General features: G+C 66.3%; 18 protein-coding genes and 1 pseudogene. 11 read left to right on the forward strand and 8 right to left on the reverse strand.

Annotated features, from left to right (window positions below):
- The first annotated feature begins 59 nt into the window (after positions 1-59).
- Entirely contained in the window at positions 60-1259 is a 1200-nt protein-coding gene (locus CH296_RS03650; RefSeq protein WP_094645693.1) for a GNAT family N-acetyltransferase, read from the forward strand.
- On the opposite strand, the gene CH296_RS03655 is transcribed toward CH296_RS03650, so the two are convergent.
- On the reverse strand, positions 1240-2565 hold the full coding sequence (locus CH296_RS03655; protein ID WP_179277616.1) for an MFS transporter: 1326 nt from the start codon (positions 2563-2565) through the stop codon (positions 1240-1242). The genes CH296_RS03650 and CH296_RS03655 overlap by 20 nt on opposite strands.
- Positions 2566-2735: 170 nt before the next feature.
- On the opposite strand from CH296_RS03655, the gene CH296_RS03660 reads away from it, so the two are divergent.
- From CH296_RS03660 to CH296_RS03680, 5 genes are read left to right on the forward strand one after another with little or no spacing between them, the layout of a single operon-like run.
- Positions 2736-2963, forward strand: coding sequence for a hypothetical protein (locus CH296_RS03660; RefSeq protein WP_082073783.1), 228 nt, complete (start codon positions 2736-2738; stop codon positions 2961-2963).
- Entirely contained in the window at positions 2960-3895 is a 936-nt protein-coding gene (locus tag CH296_RS03665) for an ABC transporter ATP-binding protein (RefSeq protein ID WP_094631149.1), read from the forward strand. The genes CH296_RS03660 and CH296_RS03665 overlap by 4 nt, the downstream gene beginning before the upstream one ends.
- Positions 3892-4665 (forward strand): ABC transporter permease, encoded by a 774-nt coding sequence (locus CH296_RS03670; RefSeq protein ID WP_094631148.1) that lies wholly within the window; start codon positions 3892-3894, stop codon positions 4663-4665. Before CH296_RS03665 ends, CH296_RS03670 begins: the two co-directional genes overlap by 4 nt.
- 39 nt (positions 4666-4704) lie before the next feature.
- Positions 4705-5841, forward strand: a complete 1137-nt coding sequence (locus CH296_RS03675; RefSeq protein WP_094631147.1) for a sensor histidine kinase — start codon at positions 4705-4707, stop codon at positions 5839-5841.
- The gene (locus CH296_RS03680; RefSeq protein ID WP_032395848.1) at positions 5838-6443 is read left to right on the forward strand and encodes a response regulator transcription factor; all 606 of its coding nucleotides are present in this window, start codon (positions 5838-5840) and stop codon (positions 6441-6443) included. The genes CH296_RS03675 and CH296_RS03680 overlap by 4 nt, the downstream gene beginning before the upstream one ends.
- Before the next feature lie 5 nt (positions 6444-6448).
- On the opposite strand, the gene CH296_RS03685 is transcribed toward CH296_RS03680, so the two are convergent.
- The 3 genes from CH296_RS03685 to CH296_RS03695 are packed head-to-tail and all read right to left on the reverse strand — an operon-like array spanning position 6449 to position 9710.
- Entirely contained in the window at positions 6449-7720 is a 1272-nt protein-coding gene (locus tag CH296_RS03685; protein WP_094631146.1) for an MFS transporter, read from the reverse strand.
- Positions 7721-7777: 57 nt separating this feature from the next.
- Positions 7778-8206 carry a MarR family winged helix-turn-helix transcriptional regulator gene (locus tag CH296_RS03690; protein WP_032396280.1) on the reverse strand — a complete coding sequence of 143 codons (429 nt, stop codon included), beginning with the start codon at positions 8204-8206 and terminating at the stop codon, positions 7778-7780.
- A gap of 52 nt (positions 8207-8258) precedes the next feature.
- Positions 8259-9710: an NCS2 family permease gene (locus CH296_RS03695; RefSeq protein WP_032395850.1), complete on the reverse strand. Its 1452-nt coding sequence runs from the start codon at positions 9708-9710 to the stop codon at positions 8259-8261.
- A gap of 82 nt (positions 9711-9792) precedes the next feature.
- Between CH296_RS03695 and CH296_RS03700 the strand changes: the two genes are divergently transcribed.
- Together CH296_RS03700 and CH296_RS28775 are read left to right on the forward strand one after the other, a co-directional pair.
- Positions 9793-10032 carry a DUF2530 domain-containing protein gene (locus CH296_RS03700; protein ID WP_094631145.1) on the forward strand — a complete coding sequence of 80 codons (240 nt, stop codon included), beginning with the start codon at positions 9793-9795 and terminating at the stop codon, positions 10030-10032.
- Between the two features lie 141 nt (positions 10033-10173).
- A complete protein-coding gene (locus CH296_RS28775; protein ID WP_155289340.1) occupies positions 10174-10317 on the forward strand; it encodes a hypothetical protein in 144 nt (47 codons plus the stop codon).
- Here the strand turns inward: CH296_RS28775 and CH296_RS03705 are convergent.
- The 3 genes and pseudogenes from CH296_RS03705 to CH296_RS03715 all read right to left on the reverse strand — a co-directional run.
- The gene (locus CH296_RS03705; RefSeq protein WP_176459147.1) at positions 10286-10837 is read right to left on the reverse strand and encodes a phosphatase PAP2 family protein; all 552 of its coding nucleotides are present in this window, start codon (positions 10835-10837) and stop codon (positions 10286-10288) included. The genes CH296_RS28775 and CH296_RS03705 overlap by 32 nt on opposite strands.
- Positions 10827-13529, reverse strand: a complete 2703-nt coding sequence (locus CH296_RS03710; RefSeq protein ID WP_256980320.1) for a sacsin N-terminal ATP-binding-like domain-containing protein — start codon at positions 13527-13529, stop codon at positions 10827-10829. The genes CH296_RS03705 and CH296_RS03710 overlap by 11 nt, the downstream gene beginning before the upstream one ends.
- Positions 13530-13899: 370 nt before the next feature.
- Positions 13900-14650: pseudogene (locus CH296_RS03715) on the reverse strand (DUF3027 domain-containing protein); the annotation flags it as partial.
- 32 nt (positions 14651-14682) lie between these two features.
- Between CH296_RS03715 and CH296_RS03720 the strand changes: the two are divergent.
- Genes CH296_RS03720 through CH296_RS03730 form a run of 3 tightly spaced genes read left to right on the forward strand, consistent with a single transcriptional unit; the run spans position 14683 to position 17825 of the window.
- Positions 14683-15522, forward strand: a complete 840-nt coding sequence (locus CH296_RS03720) for a glutaminyl-peptide cyclotransferase (protein WP_094684038.1) — start codon at positions 14683-14685, stop codon at positions 15520-15522.
- Between the two features lie 3 nt (positions 15523-15525).
- Positions 15526-17316: an MFS transporter gene (locus CH296_RS03725; protein WP_256980321.1), complete on the forward strand. Its 1791-nt coding sequence runs from the start codon at positions 15526-15528 to the stop codon at positions 17314-17316.
- The gene (locus CH296_RS03730) at positions 17313-17825 is read left to right on the forward strand and encodes a DUF2771 domain-containing protein (protein WP_032395853.1); all 513 of its coding nucleotides are present in this window, start codon (positions 17313-17315) and stop codon (positions 17823-17825) included. The genes CH296_RS03725 and CH296_RS03730 overlap by 4 nt, the downstream gene beginning before the upstream one ends.
- A 13-nt stretch (positions 17826-17838) precedes the next feature.
- On the opposite strand, the gene CH296_RS03735 is transcribed toward CH296_RS03730, so the two are convergent.
- Positions 17839-18255 carry a cold-shock protein gene (locus CH296_RS03735; protein WP_008719325.1) on the reverse strand — a complete coding sequence of 139 codons (417 nt, stop codon included), beginning with the start codon at positions 18253-18255 and terminating at the stop codon, positions 17839-17841.
- Between the last annotated feature and the right edge of the window lie 173 nt (positions 18256-18428).

Here is an 18428-nt window from a genome sequence, read left to right on the forward strand (position 1 = left end):
ATGGCAGATTTTTCGGGTCGTTCCGCGGGCTCCACTCCTGTATGGAAAAGTAAAGTCCGATGACTACCGACGAATCGATCACCATCCGCACCGCCACCGACGACGACTGGGATGCCGTCGCGCTGCTCGACGCCCACGCGTTCGGCGAGCACCAGAACGCCGAGGACCTGGCCGAGACGCAGATCCTGACCCAGTCCGAGCACGTGTACCTGGCCTGGGACGGCGAGACCCCGGTGGGTGTGGCCATGCACTTCCCGATGTCGGTCACCGTTCCCGGTGGTGCGCAGGTCGAGGCGTCCGGAGTCTCCTGGGTCTCGGTCGCGCCGACGCATCGACGACGCGGCATCCTGCGATCGATGTTCACCCAGCAGCACCGCGCCCTGAACGACGCGGGCGCACCACTCTCGCTGCTCACGGCCAGCGAGGCGACGATCTACGGACGCTTCGGCTACGGGCCGGTGACCGAGGAGATCAGCGTCTCGATCGATCGTCGATTCGCGCAGTTCCGCAAGGACACTCCCCCGGCCACCGGCGTCCGGCTGATCGAATCGGCCGAGGCCACCGAACTGCTCCCCGACATCTACCACCGCTGGCAGCAGCAGACCGCAGGCGCGCAGCCCAAGCCGCCGATCCGCTGGGAGCGGTTCTTCGCCGACCGCGAGAACCGGCGCGGCGGACTGACGGCACTGTTCTTCGTCGTTCATCCCGACGGATACGTCGCCTACCGACGCGGCCGCAACCCGAGCCGAGTGGTGGTGGAGGAATTCATCGCGGTGACCGACGACGCGTACGCCGCGCTGTGGCAGATCCTCGTCGGCGTGGACCTGGTCGACACCATCGAGGTACGGCAGGCACGGGACGAAGCGCTGCCGTTCCTGCTGACCAACAATCGGCTACCGAAGGTCACGGCTCACCACGACGCTCTGTGGGGCCGCATCATGCACGTCGAGGCAGCTTTGGAGGCACGCACCTACGCGCTCGACACCTCGCTGATCATCGCTGTGCGAGATCCCTTCCTCGATGCGGGCGGCACCTACTCGCTGACCGTGACCGACGGCCGCGCCACCTGCACCCGGGTGGAATCCGAACCGGACATCGAACTCGACATCGACGTGCTCGCCAGCATCTACTTCGGCACCCATCGGGCCCGCTTGTTCGCCGCGGCCAACCGCCTCACCGCCCGCAACGACGCGTCGCTGCACGCACTCGACCTGACGTTCGGAACTGCGCGCCCGGCCGTCATGGGCTGGGGTTTCTAGGACCGGTCGACGCATCGAGCGCGGTGGCCGAGCCACCCCGCATCCACAGGGCTGCGCAGAGCGTCACCGAGAGCAGCACCGTCGTGTAGACGACGAAGTCGGTGCTGCCACGGCCGCTGGTGGCGTGGTAGATCAACGGTGCCGTACCCCCGAACAGGGAGTTCGCCACGGCGTAGCCGAAGCCGACGCCGAGGGCACGAATGTGAGCGGGGAACACTTCGGCCTTGGCGATGCCGTTCACCGACAGATAACAGGTGAGAACGGCGAATGCGCTCACCAGCATGACGAACACCGCAGGCGGAGACGTCAGCCGGTCGGTGGCCAGCACCAGTGCGCCGGTGACCGGTATGCCCAGTGCCCCGAACGTGACGAGAAGAGGCTTTCTCCCGATGCGGTCGCTCAGTGCGCCGCCGACCGGCTGCAGCACCATCAACACCACGAAGGCCGCGAGCACGAGGCCGGTCGCGGTGAGCTCGCCCCTGGCACCGTCCGCGGCGAAGAACGTCTCGCGAACGATCGAGGGAACGGTGACCGTGTAGGTGTAGAACGCCGCACTCCCTCCCGCGGTCAGCAAGAACACCCAGACGAGCGGACGCCGGTGATCGCGAAAGAGCGCCCCCATCGTGGCGTCTCGGTCCGCCCGCGGCGCTCCCGGTGCACGGGGCACGCGATCGAGTCCACGCGCCCACCACAACGACGCCATGCCCGCCGCGCCGCCCGCGGCGAACGCGAGACGAAAGCCCCACTCGGAAATTGCCGCGCGATCCGTACCCGCGAGGAGCACGAGCAGACAGGCCTGCGCGAGCACGAGACCGCCGACGATGGTCGCGGCCTGGAACGAGGCGAACAATCCCCGGTGTCCGCGCGTGCCCGATTCGGAGAGCAACACCGTCGCCGCCGCGTACTCGCCACCGGTTGCGATGCCCTGCACGATGCTCACGACCGCGAGGATCACCGCCGCCCAGACACCGATGCCGTGGACCGTCGGAGTGACCGCAAGGGCAACAGATCCGGCCGACATCAGCGTGACCGCCGCGACGAGCGCGAACTGCCGGCCCCGCACGTCCGCGAGCCTGCCGAACAGCCACGAGCCGAGTGGCCGTACGACGAAGGTCAGTGCGAACAGTCCGTAGACGTACACGAGCGAATTCGTCGAGGCCGGATCGAAGAACTCGGTCCGAAAGTACGGTGCGAACGTCGCGTAGAGGTACAGGTTGAACCACTGCACCAGGTTCGGCACCGAACCGGCCAGAATGACGCGGATCTGCGGACGACGGCCGGGGCTCGCCGACTCGGTGCGATTCACGAGGCGAAGGTACCCGGCCCGCGGCCCTACCGCTCGCCGTTCGAGCGACAGAACCGCCGTCGCCACGAGCGCGCTCATGACTTTTGTCATGGCCGGACCGTGACGGTGTCACTTCAGGTCATGATGCGCCGCACTGTTTTCGGTGGTTCGGGCGCAGCAGACTCGTAGTCATGAAGCAACCAGACGAGGGAAACCTGTTCACCGATCTCATGGAGCTCGGGCCGGCTCCGACGATGGCGCGTGAGATCGTCGTCATCGTCATCAGTCTCGCGATCGTCGCCGTGTTGTTCGCGATCGTCGGCACGTCCCTTCCGGCATTCGTCGCACTCGGCGTCATCGTCGCCTTCATGGGCGTGCGGTTCGTCATCGGACTCCGCAACTGGGAGAAGCAATCATGACCATCATCGAAGTCAGCGGCATGACTCGCCGCTACGGTTCGGGCAAAACCGCTTTCGAGGCCGTGAAGACGCTCGATCTCGAGATCGCGGAGGGTGAGCTGTTCGGCTTGCTGGGCACCAACGGTGCCGGCAAGACCTCCACTCTCGAAGTGATTCAGGGACTTTCACGGCCGAGCGAGGGCACGGTGCGGATCATGGGAATGGATCCGGTGTCCGATCGCCGCAAGGTTCGACCGTCTCTCGGCATCATGCTGCAGAAGGGCGGCCTGCCCCAGGATCTGACCACCGCGGAAAGCCTGCGGATGTGGGCGGGCACGTGCAGCAATCCACTGCCGACGGCGGAGGTGCTGGGGCGCGTCGACCTGGCCGACCGGGCCGACACGCGGGTGAAGTTTCTCTCGGGCGGCGAGCAGCGCAGGTTGGATCTGGCGTGCGCCATCATCAGCCGCCCGAGGGTGCTGTTCCTCGACGAACCGACCACCGGACTCGATCCCGAATCTCGCCGCAACACGTGGCGTCTGATCCAGGAGCTGAAGAATTCCGGCGTGACGATCATGTTGACGACGCACTACCTGGACGAGGCCGAGTCACTGTGCGATCGGCTGGCGATCATGCACCGCGGCAGCGTCGTTCGTAGCGGAACGGTCGACGAGGTGGTCGCCGACCATCCGGCGAAGATCGAACTGCAGGCCCCCGGTACGGCACTGCCGACTTTGCCCGGTACGTCGATCGACGTCTCGGGAGACACCATCTCGATCCAGACGTCCTCGGTACAGGAGACCTTGACCGATCTGCTGCTGTGGGCGCGAGACAACGGAGTGACCCTCCACGGTCTCGACGCCCGAGCGGCATCGCTCGAGACCGTATTCCTCTCCATTGCAGACGAATTCGACAATTCCGCTATCCAGAACAACGAGGTGATGAGCGCATGAGCACGATGACCGCCCTGTCACGAGCAGAGTTCACGCTGCTCGGACGCAACCGAGTACTGCTGTTCAACGCAACCGTCATACCCCTCGTGCTGCCGATCGCGTTGCTGATCATCGGCAGTCGGGGCGACGACGGATTGACCGACGTGGGCGTCGGAGCGGCGCTCGAGATGTTCGTACTGTTCCTGTTGGTGTTCATGGTCTACTACAACATGCTCTCGATCTACGCCACGCGTCGAGACGAGTTGGTACTCAAGCGACTTCGGACCGGAGAGAGCTCGGACCTACAGATTCTGCTGGGGCCGGCCGTACCCTCGTTCATCCTCACCGTGGCACTGGGCCTGATCGTCGGAGCCGTGGTTCTGGCCTTCGGTGGCCCGGTTCCTACGAACGCACTGCTCGTCGCGGTGGCCCTGCTCGGCGGCGCGGCTCTGTTCGCCGCACTGGCACTGATCACGTCTGCCTTCACCCGCAATGCGGAAGCGGCGCAGATCACCAGTCTTCCGGTCATTTTGATCGCCATGGTCGGCTCGTCACTGCTTCGCGGTGTACTCCCGGATTCGTTCAGCCGGGTCATCGAGCTGACCCCGATGGCTGCGGTCTCGGACCTGCTGAACCTCGGCTGGTTCGGCACCACCACGCCTGGCGACGCGCCCATCGGCTTCGCTGCCACCTTCACCGAAGCCGGAATGCCGCTGCTGGTGATGCTCGCCTGGATCGTCGGCAGCCTGCTGATCGCCCGCACGCACTTCCGTTGGGAACCGCGGTCCTAGATCGCCCCTTTCGCCGCACCGTCTGCAAGGCTGGAGATCATGAAGTTGCACCAGTACCTCAATCCACTGCACGGCTGGAACGACAGCAGTGCAGTGGACAAGGTGCGCGTCTACACCCGCCAGTCGTTTCTGCTGATCACCGTCGGTGTTGCCGCCGCTGCGATGCTGACGTCACTGCAGTTCGAGGACTACCTGTCGATGGCGGCCGTGGCAGTCTGTGCCGCAGCGACCTTCGTGGTCGTTCAGCGCACCCCCGCGCTCGGCGGCCAGTCGACGGCGAGCCCACGAATTCCCCTGGCGATCATGGCAGTCGCCGCTGTGGTGCTGGTTGCCGGCGGGGCCACGAACAATGCATTGTGGGCCGTCGTGCTCGTCACCAGTGCGGTCGCAACGCTGATCCCGTTGCGGTGGTGCCTGGCGGCGGCCGTGGCCGCTGCTGGACTTGCAGCAGCTCTCGGCACGCCGGCAGTGGAAACACTGGTGCTCGGTCTCCTCATCGCCTTCATGGCCTTCACCGTCCAGCTGTCGGCGTGGCTGCTGCGTATCGTCACCGAACTCGATGCCACCCGCGACGCTGCTGCCGCGCTCTCGGTTGCCGAGGAGCGTCTGCGATTCTCGCGAGATCTGCACGACGTCGTCGGCCGCGCACTCTCGGCCATCGCGGTCAAGAGCGAACTCGCCGCGGCACTGGCGCGTCGAGGTGACGATCGAGCTGCGGCCCAGATGGACGAGGTTCGCATTCTGGCCCAGGAATCCATGGCCGACGCCCGAAAGCTGGTCCGCGGCTATCGATCGATCGATGTGGCCTCGGAACTCGACGGCGCTCGATCCCTGCTGTCCGCCGCGGGCATCGCCACCGAGCTCGTCGGTGAAACCTCGATGCTCGACGAGCGCGCAGCCGAGGCCGCCGCGTGGGTGGTCCGTGAGGGTGTGACGAACATTCTGCGTCACTCCGAGGCCACCTATTGCCGGATCGAGCTGACCGACAACAGTATTCGACTGATCAACGATCATCCGCAACCATCGACCGGCCGCGACGACGGCACAGGCCTGAGCGGACTGCGAGAACGGCTGGTCGCCGTCGACGGTACCCTGCACACCGAGCAGACCACCGACGAATTCACCCTCACTGCGGCGTTGCCGACCTCGCCCCAGAACGCAAGGACCACACCATGATCCGAGTTCTCTTGGCCGACGACGAGAATCTCATCCGTGCTGCGCTGGCAACCATGCTCGATCTCGAGGACGACATCGAGATCGTCGGGCAGGCCGACTCCGGGGAGAAGGCGCTGACCGCCGCAGCCTCGCTCTCCCCCGATGTGGCCGTGCTGGACCTGCAGATGGGCGGAATCGACGGCATCGAGACGGCCCAGAAGATCGCCGAGACGTTGCCCGCCTGCGCGTCGATCATCGTCACCAGCCACGGCCGGCCGGGCTACCTCAAGAAGGCGCTCGAAGCAGGCGTGCGCGGTTTCCTCCCCAAGACCACCTCGGCCGCCACTCTGGCCGAGGTGGTGCGCACCGTGCACGGCGGCGGGCGCTACGTCGACCCGACGCTGGCCGCGGAAGCCATCGGGGCCGGAGACTCGCCGCTGACACCGCGCGAGGCCGATGTGCTCGAGTTCGCCGCCGACGGCGCGTCGATCGCGGAGATCGCACGCCGCGCCCATCTTTCGCCCGGCACCACTCGTAACTACCTGTCTGCGGCGGCTGCGAAACTGGGTGCAGCGAACCGGCACGAGGCCTGCGCTCTCGCCCGACGCCACGGCTGGATCTGAACGCCTCACACCTTCGCGGTGGCGGCCACGGTGTCGAGGGTGGGCAGCCGGTGCCCGTCTGCGGGCGGCACCACGGTGATCCGCAAATTGTTGTGCCGCAGTAGATACACGGCCGCGAACAGCCCCGTCGCCAGTGAGATGACGCCGCCGAATACCAGTGGTGCGCGTGGATCGAGGACGTCGGCGAGCCAGCCGAGCACCGGGCTGCCGAGCGGAGTTCCGCCCAGGAAGCACAGCATGTAGATGCCCATCACGCGTCCGCGCATGTCGGACGGCACCGACATCTGCAGAATGTTCATCGCCGACGTCGTGAACGTCAACGTCAGGGCACCGGTGGGTATCAGCAGAAGTGCGACGAGCAGGTAGTTGGGCATCAATCCGACGATCAGCTCGAAGGCTCCGAATGCGATGACGGCACCGATGAACAGCCGCAGGCGCGGCGCGCTCGCCCGCCGGGCCGCCAGGGTCGCGCCGGCCAATGTGCCCACTGCCAGGGTTGTCGAGAGCAGACCGTAGGCGTCTGCCCCGCTACCGAACGTGTTGCGCGCCAACACCGACAGACTCAGCGGAAAATTGAGGCCGAACGTCGAGACCATGAAGACCGTGGCCAGCAGTACTCGTAGGTCACCGCGCCCCCAGACGTAACGAAAGCCCTCTCGCACCTGCCCTTTGGCGCGTGGGGCGGGTTCGACGCGGAAGAGCTGACCGACGTTCATCGCCACGAGGGCACCGAAGACCGCCGCGAACGACACGGCGTTGATGAGAAACACCCAGCCGGTGCCGACGAGGGTGATCAGTACTCCGGACACGGCAGGGCCGACGATGCGCGCCATGTTGAAGGTCATCGAGTTCAACGCGATCGCATTGGCGAGGGTCTCTTTGCCGACCATCTCGATGGTGAACGATTGCCGTACCGGAGCGTCGATCGCCGACGAGCAGCCGAGGACGAATGCGATGACGTAGACGTGCCAGAGTTCGACCATCCCCCCGACGTCGAGGACGCCGAGCACCAGACCGCAGACCGCGGCGAAGACCTGGGTGATCATCAGCAGCTTGCGCTTGTCGTAGCGGTCTGCCAGGACCCCACCCCAGACCGAGAGGAACAGCGTCGGTCCGAACTGCAGGGCCATGACGATGCCGACGGCGAAGCCGTTTCCGCCGGACAGCGTCAGAACGAGCCAGTCCTGGGCGACCCTCTGCATCCACGTGCCGACCAACGAGACGATCTGCCCCGACGCCCACAATCGGTAGTTGTGGGTCTTCAGAGCAGCGAACATCGTCGAGCCGGGGGTACGGGAAGCAGGGGCCACCGTTCAAATAATAAACCTAGGTAACTACTCGGAGTCGCTGACGAGGGCCCCGATGATCGCTACCGCGTCACGGAGTGTGTCGAGTTGCTCGGGACCGAGGCCTGCGAGCTGCGCCGTCATCCATGCTTCGCGGGCACTGGCCTCGTCGGCGATCAGTTCTCGACCGGCCGGTGAGAGCGAGACGATCACCTGCCGCCCGTCGGTGGGATGGGGGGTGCGCGCCACCAGGCCCAGTTCGGCCAACGATGCGATCACCCGTGTCATCGACGGCGGCTGGACCTTCTCCCGCGCGGCCAATGCACCCGGCGTCATATCGCCCTCCCGACTCAGCGTGGCCAGAGCCGACAGCTGAGTGAGCGAGACTTGCGAGTCCACTCGCCTACCCCGAAGGTGGCGAGTCAGCCTCACCACCGCAAGCGACAGGTCGCTTGCCAATTTCCGATTGTCCTTCACACCATTTCCCGACGTCACAGCGCAGAGAATACGCCCTGGTACCGACCATGCGTCATGTAACCGCCTCGGTGATGGGTCCGACGGCGAAATATGCGACGAACAGCAACGCGACGATCCACAACAGGGGATGAACCGACTTCGCGCGACCGGAACCGACCGCAAGTACGACCCAGGTGATGAAACCGACGCCGATCCCGTTGGCGATGGAGTACGTGAAGGGCATCACCACGATGGTCAGGAAGGCGGGCAGTGCGTAGTCGAACCGGCGGAAGTCGATGTCGAGGACCTGCCCGATCATCAGGGCACCCACCACGACCAGCGCAGGCGCAGCCGCCTCGATCGGAACCACGGCCGTGAGCGGGGTGAAGAACATCGCCAGCAGGAAGAGCAGTCCGGTGACGACGTTGGCCAGTCCGGTGCGCGCCCCCTCGGCGATTCCGGACGCCGATTCCACGAACACCGTGTTCGACGACGCCGAAGCACCGCCTCCCACGATCGCTCCTGCTCCCTCGACGACCAGTGCCTTTCCGATGTTCGGCAGGGTCCCGTCCTTGTCCAGCTTCGCTTCCTTGCCCAAGCCGGTCATCGTGCCCATCGCATCGAAGAAATTCGCGAGCACCAGCGTGAAGACCAGCAGGCTCGCGGCGAGCACGCCGATGCGCGTGAACGCTCCGAAGAGATCGACGTTGCCGACCAGCGACAGATCGGGAGACTGCACCAACTGGCTCGGCAACTGCGGCACCGACAGATTCCACCCCTTGGGGTCGACGCCGTTGGAGGGCCCCACATCGGTGACGGCCTCGACGATCGCCGCGAAGATCGTCGTGACGACGATGCCGATCAGCAGTCCGCCGCGTACCTTGCGCACCACGAGCACACCCATCAGCAGCAGCCCGAACACGAAGATCACCGTCGGCCACGACGCGATGGACCCGTCGATACCGAGCCCGACGGGAACCGTCGTGCCTGCGGCGTCGGGGATGCGACGCACGAAGCCCGAGTCGACCAATCCGATGAACGCGATGAACGCGCCGATACCGGCGGCGATCGCCGCCTTCAGCTCCGGCGGGATCGCGTTGAATACCGCGGTGCGGAACCCGGTGACGGCCAGCAGCACGATGATGATGCCGTCGATGACGACGAGCCCCATCGCCTCGGGCCACGTCACCTGCGGCGCGATTGTCACCGCGAGCAGGGTGTTGATGCCGAGGCCCGCTGCGATGCCGAAGGGGTAATTGGCGATGATGCCGAAGGCGATGCTCATGAATCCGGCCACGAGCGCCGTGACGGCGGCGACCTGGGCGACCGGCAGAATGTTGCCGAGTACGTCCGTCTTGGCCGCTGCGTCGTCGGCGGAGAAGCTGCCCAGGATCAGCGGATTGAGGACGACGATGTACGCCATGGCCACGAACGTGACCACGCCACCTCGAACCTCGGATCCGACCGTCGAGCCGCGTTCGGTGATCTTGAAGTAGTTGTCGAGTAGCCGCGACGACAATTGCATGAGCGAACGATAAAGCACACCGAAGCAGTTGGGTAACTGCAGCGACGCAACCGAGACCAACGCAGTGGCGTAGCGTGATTTCGTGGCCCACCTCCCCCAGATTCCGCGCAGCCTCACCGATCCGGTGCCGGTGTTGACGATCGGCATACTCGGCTGGATCGTCGCGCTGGTGGTGTTCACCGCCACCGGAGAGCGCACCGACGACGCACTGGCGACGTGTTGGTCCGGTATCGCCGTGGGTGCAGTAGGGTTCGGAATCTTCCTCGCGCAGAGAGCGGCGTCACGTCGCGGAAGCAAAACCGCCCAACGAGGCCTCGATTGAGATCAGGATCACGTTAGCCCGGTCACCGCACCGCCCCTGACGTGGGCAAACTAACCCGTCAGCCGGTTGAGTAACACAAAGTTAACGTGGACCATGGGTTATGTCAGTTCAGATAACCACTAGATCCACGAAAGCCAGGCCATGAAGCTCGTCTCTCAGTACCGCAACCGCCGCAACCACGTCCGCTCGCTCCGCGCCCTCTACGCACGCGCCAACGCTGTCTCCAGCCCGGCCATGCGCGACGAGCTGCTCGTCATCGCCCAGCGCTCCGATTTCTCGCGCTGATCAGCCTGACGGCATAGATCGACCCCAGCCCCCACAGGGCACCGAACACCCAGCCGGCCAGCACGTCCGTGGTCCAGTGCGCACCCAGGTAGATCCGAGAGAATCCGATCAGCAGGGACGCGACCACAGGTAGTACGAGCAGGGCCGGCCGATGCAGCCACGGAGCAGGCGATCGCAACATCACCGCGATCGCCACCGTGGCAAGCACCATCGACACCATCGCGTGGCCCGACGGAAACGAATGGCTCGCAATGTCCACCAGCCGCTCCGGAATCGGTGGACGCTCCCGCGCGAACGCGAATTTGAGCGCATTCATCAGACCCCACCCGGTCAGCATCGAGCCCGCGACGACAACGGCATCCGATCTGCGTCCGACGCGAAGCAACGCACCCACGATCACCGTGGACAACAGAAACATCGACACCGTGTTGCCCACCGTGGTGATGATCCAGAACATCGTCGTGACCCAACCGACTCGATGCTCGACCATCCAGTCCAGGATCACACCGTCAAGCCCCACGAGGTCGCTCCCAACTCTGCGTGCAGTGGACCGTTCCGTCGGCGGTCACCCACCACGGCACTTCTCGATCTCCGCTCACGTCACCGGACAGCCGAACCACCAGCTCGTGATGGACCACCACCCCTCCTGACGGCAGCGGCAATCCCATTACGGCACAGGCCAACACGGCTCCCGGTTCACGATCCCACGAGCTGACGCGTCCTACGCCGATCACTTCTCCGCCGATCGCCTCCGACGCCTGCCCGACGTCCAGAACATCGGCCAGTGCGGCAGCGGTTGCCATGTCCGAGAGCACGGCGACCTCCGGCGGCACCACGCTCGCCAGCCACGGAGCGTCGATCACCAGCGCATCCGACGCGTCCACGACTGTGCCGCCGAGCGTGCGGACGCGATCCGGTGGATCGATGTCCGAGACCTCGATGCGTTGCTCTGCAACAGCGGTGGCGATGAGCGTGTGGGTTCGCGCGATCACCGCGGGAGTCGGGGTGCGCTGCGAATCCGACAGCGCCGCCAGCAACACGCGGGCAGTATCGGCGTTCTCGCAGTTCGACGCACTGAGCACCGCCCGCAGTTCGGCGGCACGCGGATGATCCAGCGGATCGAGCAACCCGGCGAACGTCTCGTCCGAAGGCGCTCGGAACTCGATCGGACGCGAATCGTGCAGTCGTGCATGACGCCTGAGCCACCACGCGGTGTAGCCCTCACGATCGACCAGTGCCGCACAGGTAACGGGATCGTCGAGTAGCACCGTCAGGGCCTCGGTCCATGCGTCAGATCGAACGAGGTCGAGATCCCGGACCGCGAGAAGTGTCTCCGGCTCATCGGACAGACTCGACCACCACGCCGCCTCGTCGTCGAGATCGTGATCAGGCCCGGTCGGCAGCTCGTCACGCACCACCGAGAATCCCCACCCGACTCCCACTGCACGCAGCGCACGCTCACCGAACCTGTCCACCACCGCGGACGCGAGAACACCGAACGGCGAGTCCTGAACCAGCAGATCCGCCAACGGCGCTCCGGGAAGCAACAATTCGTCGGCGCTGCGCAATTCGCCCTCGTCGTCCGCGAGGGGCAGGCCGCCCAGCCAACTCGGTAGCTCACCCGCCTCTCCCGCCAGCGCGAGCACGGCATCGACCAGCCGGTCGACCTCCTCGCTCTCGTCCCAGTCGAGATCGTCCAGAGCCGCCTCGAGTGCCGGGTCGCTGAGCAGTTCGGTCGCAGTCGCCTCCCGAGCACCCAAGCGTGTGAGCAGCGAACTCACCGCGTCCGGATGCACCAGCCGGACCCAGGTGACCGCGGCAGAGGCATCGGAGCCGATCACCGTCGTGCGCGGGCCGGTCACCGTACGACCGTCTGCGAGCGGAACAGGCAGCGCGGCAAGCTCTTCCGCAGCCACGCCATCGACCACGAGCGGGGTCAAGGCGTCGTACACTCGCCGCCACCAACTCGGCTCGCGATCGAGCCCACCGACCATCTCCGCCAGCCTCGCCAACCCGATCCGGCGCACACCCACCGCCGACAGCGCCGATGCATGCCGCGCACCCGACAGCGACGCGTCGACCGGATTCGGTACGACGTCGACCAGCGCCGAGACGAGTTCCTCGGTGGCGTCCGCGATGACGTTCGCCTGCTCGGGCACGAGGTCACGTCCGTCGGCACCGGGAAGCCATGGCGCACTGGACAATCGACGGAAGATCAGTTCACGCAGTGCGCCGTCGACCTCACTGCGCGCGAATCCGACTTCGGGTACGAACGACGCCCTCGACCCGGCAGGCAGCGAGGCCACGAAGTCCGGGTACCCGTGCGCTACCGCGTCGAACGAGACACCCGGCAACACGCGCCGCCGATCGGGCTGCATCGGCACATCGGCAATGACCAACGCGGGCAACGACATCAGCTCGTCCGAGCGAGTCGGCGCGCGCAAGACGTCGGGCGGCGAGGGAACGGGCACACCGTCGACGACCGGAGCGAGCCAGCGCGCCGCCGGGGTGACGAACTGCCGCCAAGTTCGCGATCCGATCGTGATCTCGGCGCTGCTGTCATCGAGTGTCGTTCTGACGCAGTCGATCACGACACCATCGATCTCGATGGAGTTCAGCGCCTCCAGTTCGAGCAGCAGGTCGACCGCCTCGTCCGCGAAGCCCGCGGCGACAGAATTCGCTGCCGCGTCGGCTCGCACCGTCAGCACGATCTCGGTGTCGAACCCATCGGTGGGCGGGACGGCGACCGGCCACGCGAGCCGCAGCACCGGCACGCCGGTGTCGGGCGTACGCATGTCTCGCTCACGCAGCGCCTCGAGCGTGCGATGCGCGCTGAACATCACGCCGCCGTTGCGGGATCGCACCTCGATCTCGTCGGACACCGACCGCACGGCGGTGAACCCGACCCCGAACTGTCCGACGCCCGAATCCGCAGCAGTCTTGCCCGACGCCCTCAAGGCGGTCAACGCATGCACACCCGAAACATCCAGCGCAGCACCGGTGTTGGCCACATGGACGGCACCGGCGTGATCGGTCCAGACCGCCATGCGACCCGGGACACCGGCGCGTCGGGCAGCATCCGCTGCGTTCTGCGCGAGCTCGGTCAACAGCCGGTCGCGGTAGCCCCCGCGCACCAGATCGGACTCGGACGCCGAATCCTCCCGAAGCCGGGTGGGCGACGAGCCCCACGCCGCGAGAACAGACTCCCGCAACGACCCGGTATCGAACGGATCGATCAGCTCGGAGATGCCGAATCCTCTTCCTGCGCAGCGCGATCGGTGTTGGTCGTGGCATCATCGGCCACTGTGTCGGCCTCGTCGGACGCAACGAGATCGGCAGCCGCGGACTCTACCGGGGCAGCCTCGGTGACTTTCGTCGTCTCGACGGTGTCGGTCGTCTCGACCGTATCGGCCGATTCAATTGTCTCGACAGAGTCCGCTGTCTCGACGCTGTCGGCGGTCTCAACGCTGTCGGCGGTCTCAACGCTGTCGGCGGTCTCGACGCTGTCCGTTGTCTCGACGCTGTCGGCTGTCTCGACGCTGTCGGCCGGCTTCACCGGGGGAACCGGCGTTGCGATGACGTCGAGTGCTGCGTCGTCGTACGGCTCGAATTGTGGCGATCCGGCCCCGGTGGGGAGTTCGGTGTCGGAGTGCGCACCGCAGCCGTACTCGGCGTGCACCACGCGTCCGTCGGCGGCGAATTCGTTGCCGCACACCCCGAATGCGGCCGACAGCGAGCCGGCGATGGGGAGATAGAAGCCGCAGAGCCCGCAGGTCGACGGCGCGGCCTTGGCCATCTCGGTATCGGGACCGTAATCACCGTCGTGCCACCGCTGGGCAGCGTCGAGGCGTCCCTCGAGGCTGGTGACCTGTGTTCGGCCCAGACCGATCTCGCCTGCCACCTCGTCGATCGCAGGGTCACCGGATGCCATGTACCCCGGCACGAGCCGCGGATCGTTCTGACGCGGAGAGAGCAGATCGCCCGGTCCCAGGTCGCCGGGACGGATGCGCTCGTCCCACGGCACCCAGGACGGAGCCACGAGAGCATCGGGGCCAGGAAGCAGAACCAGCTCACTGATCGTGGCGTGGTCCGCGTCCTCCGGGGCGGCGACCACGACGGCCCACTGCCATCCTCGGTACCCCTCGAGATCGCTGGCGAACCGGTGAGTGGCCGCACTGGCGTCCTCAGCGGTGACCCCGAGGTACTCCCCGACACCGCCCTCTCCCAGGTCGAGCAGAGCCTGCCGCGCGAGGTCCACGGCATCGGCCAAGACGGGGCGGATGGAATCGAGCTCTGGAGAAGATACGAAACTCACACATTCAGTTTGCCGCATCGACTCGGTGACGCCCAGTTCGGGCTGCCATCATGGGTGCAATGACCGCCAGCGCTCGCACCTACGCCGCCATAGTCACCTCGCTGCTGGCTGTGTCCGCCTGCTCGTCGTCGACGCAGCCGGCCCCGGTGACGTCCGACTCGGTTCCGGCCCTGACGACAGAGATCGTGCGCGAATACGACCGCGGCGACGACGCATTCACCCAGGGCTTCGAGATCGACGGCGACGTCCTCTACGAGGGCACCGGACTGGAAGGCTCTTCGTTCGTCAGGCGGACCTCGCTCGCGACCATGACCGAACTCGATCGCGTGGATCTGCCGGCCGACCTGTTCGGCGAAGGCATCACCGTCGACGGCGACACTCTGTGGCAGATCACCTGGCAGGACGGCGTCGCGATCGCCCGAGACCCGAACACTCTGGCCGAGCGACGCCGGGTGAACTACGACGGCGAGGGCTGGGGGCTGTGCACGCAGACACCGGACGACCGCCTCGTGATGAGCGACGGCTCGTCCACCCTCACCTTCCGCGATCCCACGTCGTTCGACGTCGAGTCCACCGTGAACGTCACGCTCGACGGCAATCCGGTCGAGCGACTCAACGAACTCGAATGCGCCGACGATGGATCGGTGTACGCCAACGTGTGGCAGACGTTCGACATCATGCGCATCGATCCCGCGACCGGCGCGGTGACCGCCGTGATCGACGGCACCCCACTGTGGAATTCGATGTCGGCCACCGAACGAGGCGGTGCCGACGTGTTCAACGGCATCGCACAGATCCCCGGCACCGACCGGTTCCTCGTGACCGGCAAATACTGGCCCAAGATCTTCGAGGTGCGATTCACCGATACCGCGCCGGTAGGACAGAATTGACCCGTGACCGATCCACGTCTCCCCCACACCCCACCGGGTGCGGACGACCCCGAGCGCAACGGCGCTCCCGACCCCACCGGTCACTCCGCAGGCTCCGCTCCCGACCCCACCGGTCACTCCGCAGGCTCCGCTCCCGACCCCACCGGTCACTCCGCAGGCTCCGCTCCTGACCCCACCGAGCACCCCGGTCTGGCGAACTACCCACCCGCTGTTCCCCTGACGTCCACCCATGTGCCGAGTCGGCGTCAGCCGTTGCCGCCGTTGCACCCGCCGCGGACCGAGCAGATCACTGCCGCGCGTGGCAGGGCCGGCGCACGCAAGCCGCCGCCGATGCCCAAGAAGCTGACCGTCACCCGCGTCGCCGCCATGCGCGGCCGCGAGCTGACCGGCAAGGGCATCGCGTCCTTCCAGCGAGCCGCGAAGGCGGACGGTGCCGACAAGTCCGGTCTGACCGCACTCACCTACGCCACCATGGCGAACTTCGCTTCGGACGCCGCCCTGGCGATCGCATTGGCCAACACGCTCTTCTTCTCGGCTGCCACCGGTGAGGACAAGACCAAGGTCGCGCTGTATCTCGTCATCACCATCGCACCGTTCGCGCTGATCGCGCCGCTCATCGGGCCACTGCTCGACCGATTGCAGCACGGCCGTCGCATCGCGCTGGCCACCTCGTTCGGGTTGCGCACCGTGTTGGCGGTGGTGCTGGTGTTCAACTTCGACAGCTGGGTGTTGTATCCGGCCGCGCTCGGCATGCTCGTCCTGAGCAAGTCCTTTGCGGTGCTCAAGAGCGCGGTGACGCCGCGAGTACTGCCGCCGGAGATCGACCTCGTTCGCGTCAACTCCCGTCTGACGGTGTTCGGTCTGCTCGGTGGCACCATCGCTGCCGGCGCGCTCGCCGGCGGCATCGCGTTCGTCGCAGGTTCACCGGGAGCCCTGTGGTTCGTCGCCGCGATCACCGTGCTCGGCGCTTATCTGAGCATGCGCATCCCGTCCTGGGTCGAGATCACCGAGGGCGAAGTGCCCGCGACCCTGAGCTACCACGCCGATCAGCACGGTGGACGCGATTACGCCGGAAGCGGTGCCCCGACCGAGAACCTCCGCCGCACGGTCTCGGCCCCGCCGACGTCGAGCAGCACCAAGAACCGCAGACAGCCCCTCGGCCGCGCGGTCATCGTCGGTCTGTGGGGCAACGGCACCATCCGGGTTCTCACCGGGTTCCTCACGCTCTACATCGCGTTCGTCGCCAAGTCCCGTACCGAACACGAGCCGCTTCAGCAGGCTGCGATGCTCGGACTCGTCGGGGCCGCCGCCGGTCTCGGCAACTTCTCGGGCAACGCGCTCGGTGCCAGGATCAAGCTCGGTCGGCCGTCCCTGGTCGTCCTGCGATGCACCATCGCCGTGACCGTGGTGGCCGTGGTCGCTGCCATCACCGACAGCCTGCTGACCGCGGCGGTGGCCGCGCTCGTCGCGTCGAGCGCCAGCGCACTCGCCAAGGTCTCCCTCGACGCATCGCTGCAGGCCGACCTGCCGCCGGAATCGATCGCGTCGGGATTCGGCCGCTCGGAGACCGTCATGCAGCTGTGCTGGGTCCTCGGCGGCACGCTCGGCGTCCTGCTCCCCACCGAGTACTGGCTCGGTTTCACGGTGGTCTCGGTGTTGCTTACGATCGGGCTCGTGCAGACATTCCTCACCTACCGCGGCAGATCGCTTCTGCCCGGCTTCGGCGGCAACCGACCCGACCACGTCGAACAAGAAGTGTCCGACGGTTCCTTCGGCGAAAACGTGACCAAGTGAATCTCGCTCCCCGTACCAAGAAGATCGCCGCCCTGACCGTCGCTGGTCTGTTCGTCGTCGCCGCTGCGTTCGTCGCGGTCCTCGCACTGTTGATCGGGAACGCACCGGAGAAGGAACCGACCGTCTCCGCTTACGCCAACGGCCGGGCCGTCGAGGTCGAGCCGTACCTGTACTGCGCCGTCACCGACCCGCTGTGCACCAATGTCGGCGAGACGACCGAAATCGAGGTCGGCAAGGCCCCGACGGTGCAGCTCTCACTCCCCGAGGCCGTCTACTCGGCGCCGTGGGTGCTGGCCCGGGTCTACGGCGACGACAGCGGGAACGTCGTCGAGGACAGCGAGTTCAACGAACCCGGAACCAGGCTCAGCGTCACGGTGCCCACCACGGACGACAGCGACCGGACCCTGCTGGGGATCGAAATTCGTCTGCCCACCGGCATCATCGACACCGACACCAATCAGGAGGGCTTCGTCAGCCACGCCATCTGGTCGATCGGCACGCGCCCGTAGTTCGTTCCCGGGATCAGCTGTCCAGCTCGCGGGCGACGGCCCGGACCACCTCGGAGATGCGCTGCGCGATCTTGCGGTCCGGGTACTTGCCCTTGCGGAGCTCGGGCTGCACGGTCGCTTCGAGCAGCGTGATCATGTCCTCGACCATCCCGTGCAGTTCGTCGGGTGTGTGCTTGCGCTCGACGGGTTCGCGGCGGGTGCTGCCGGTGTTCTGACGCACCGACGGTGCGGGCTCGAGAACCTTCAGGCTCAGTGCCTGCGGTCCGCGGCGGCCCGCGGCCATCCCGAACTCGACCCGCTGGCCGGCTTTGAGGCCTTCGACGCCCTCGGGCAGCGCCGAGGAACGCACGTAGACGTCCTCGCCTTCCTCCTGCGAGAGGAATCCGAATCCCTTGTCGACGTCGTACCACTTCACCTTGCCGGTCGGCACTGAGCTCACCCGTTCATCTGTTGCTGTCGTTAGTTGCGTTGGTCGTGGGACCGATGGTCGGCCCGCACAAGTTTCGCGCCCCACGAGAACGTAGGACGCGAATACTTCAGTCTAGCGCGGTGAGCCCGGATAGAGCATTCGAGTTGTTCCCGCACCGTGCTCCTCACAGCGCC

The organism is Rhodococcus sp. 14-2496-1d (assembly GCF_002259365.1).
In the GTDB taxonomy this organism is placed as follows: domain Bacteria; phylum Actinomycetota; class Actinomycetes; order Mycobacteriales; family Mycobacteriaceae; genus Rhodococcoides.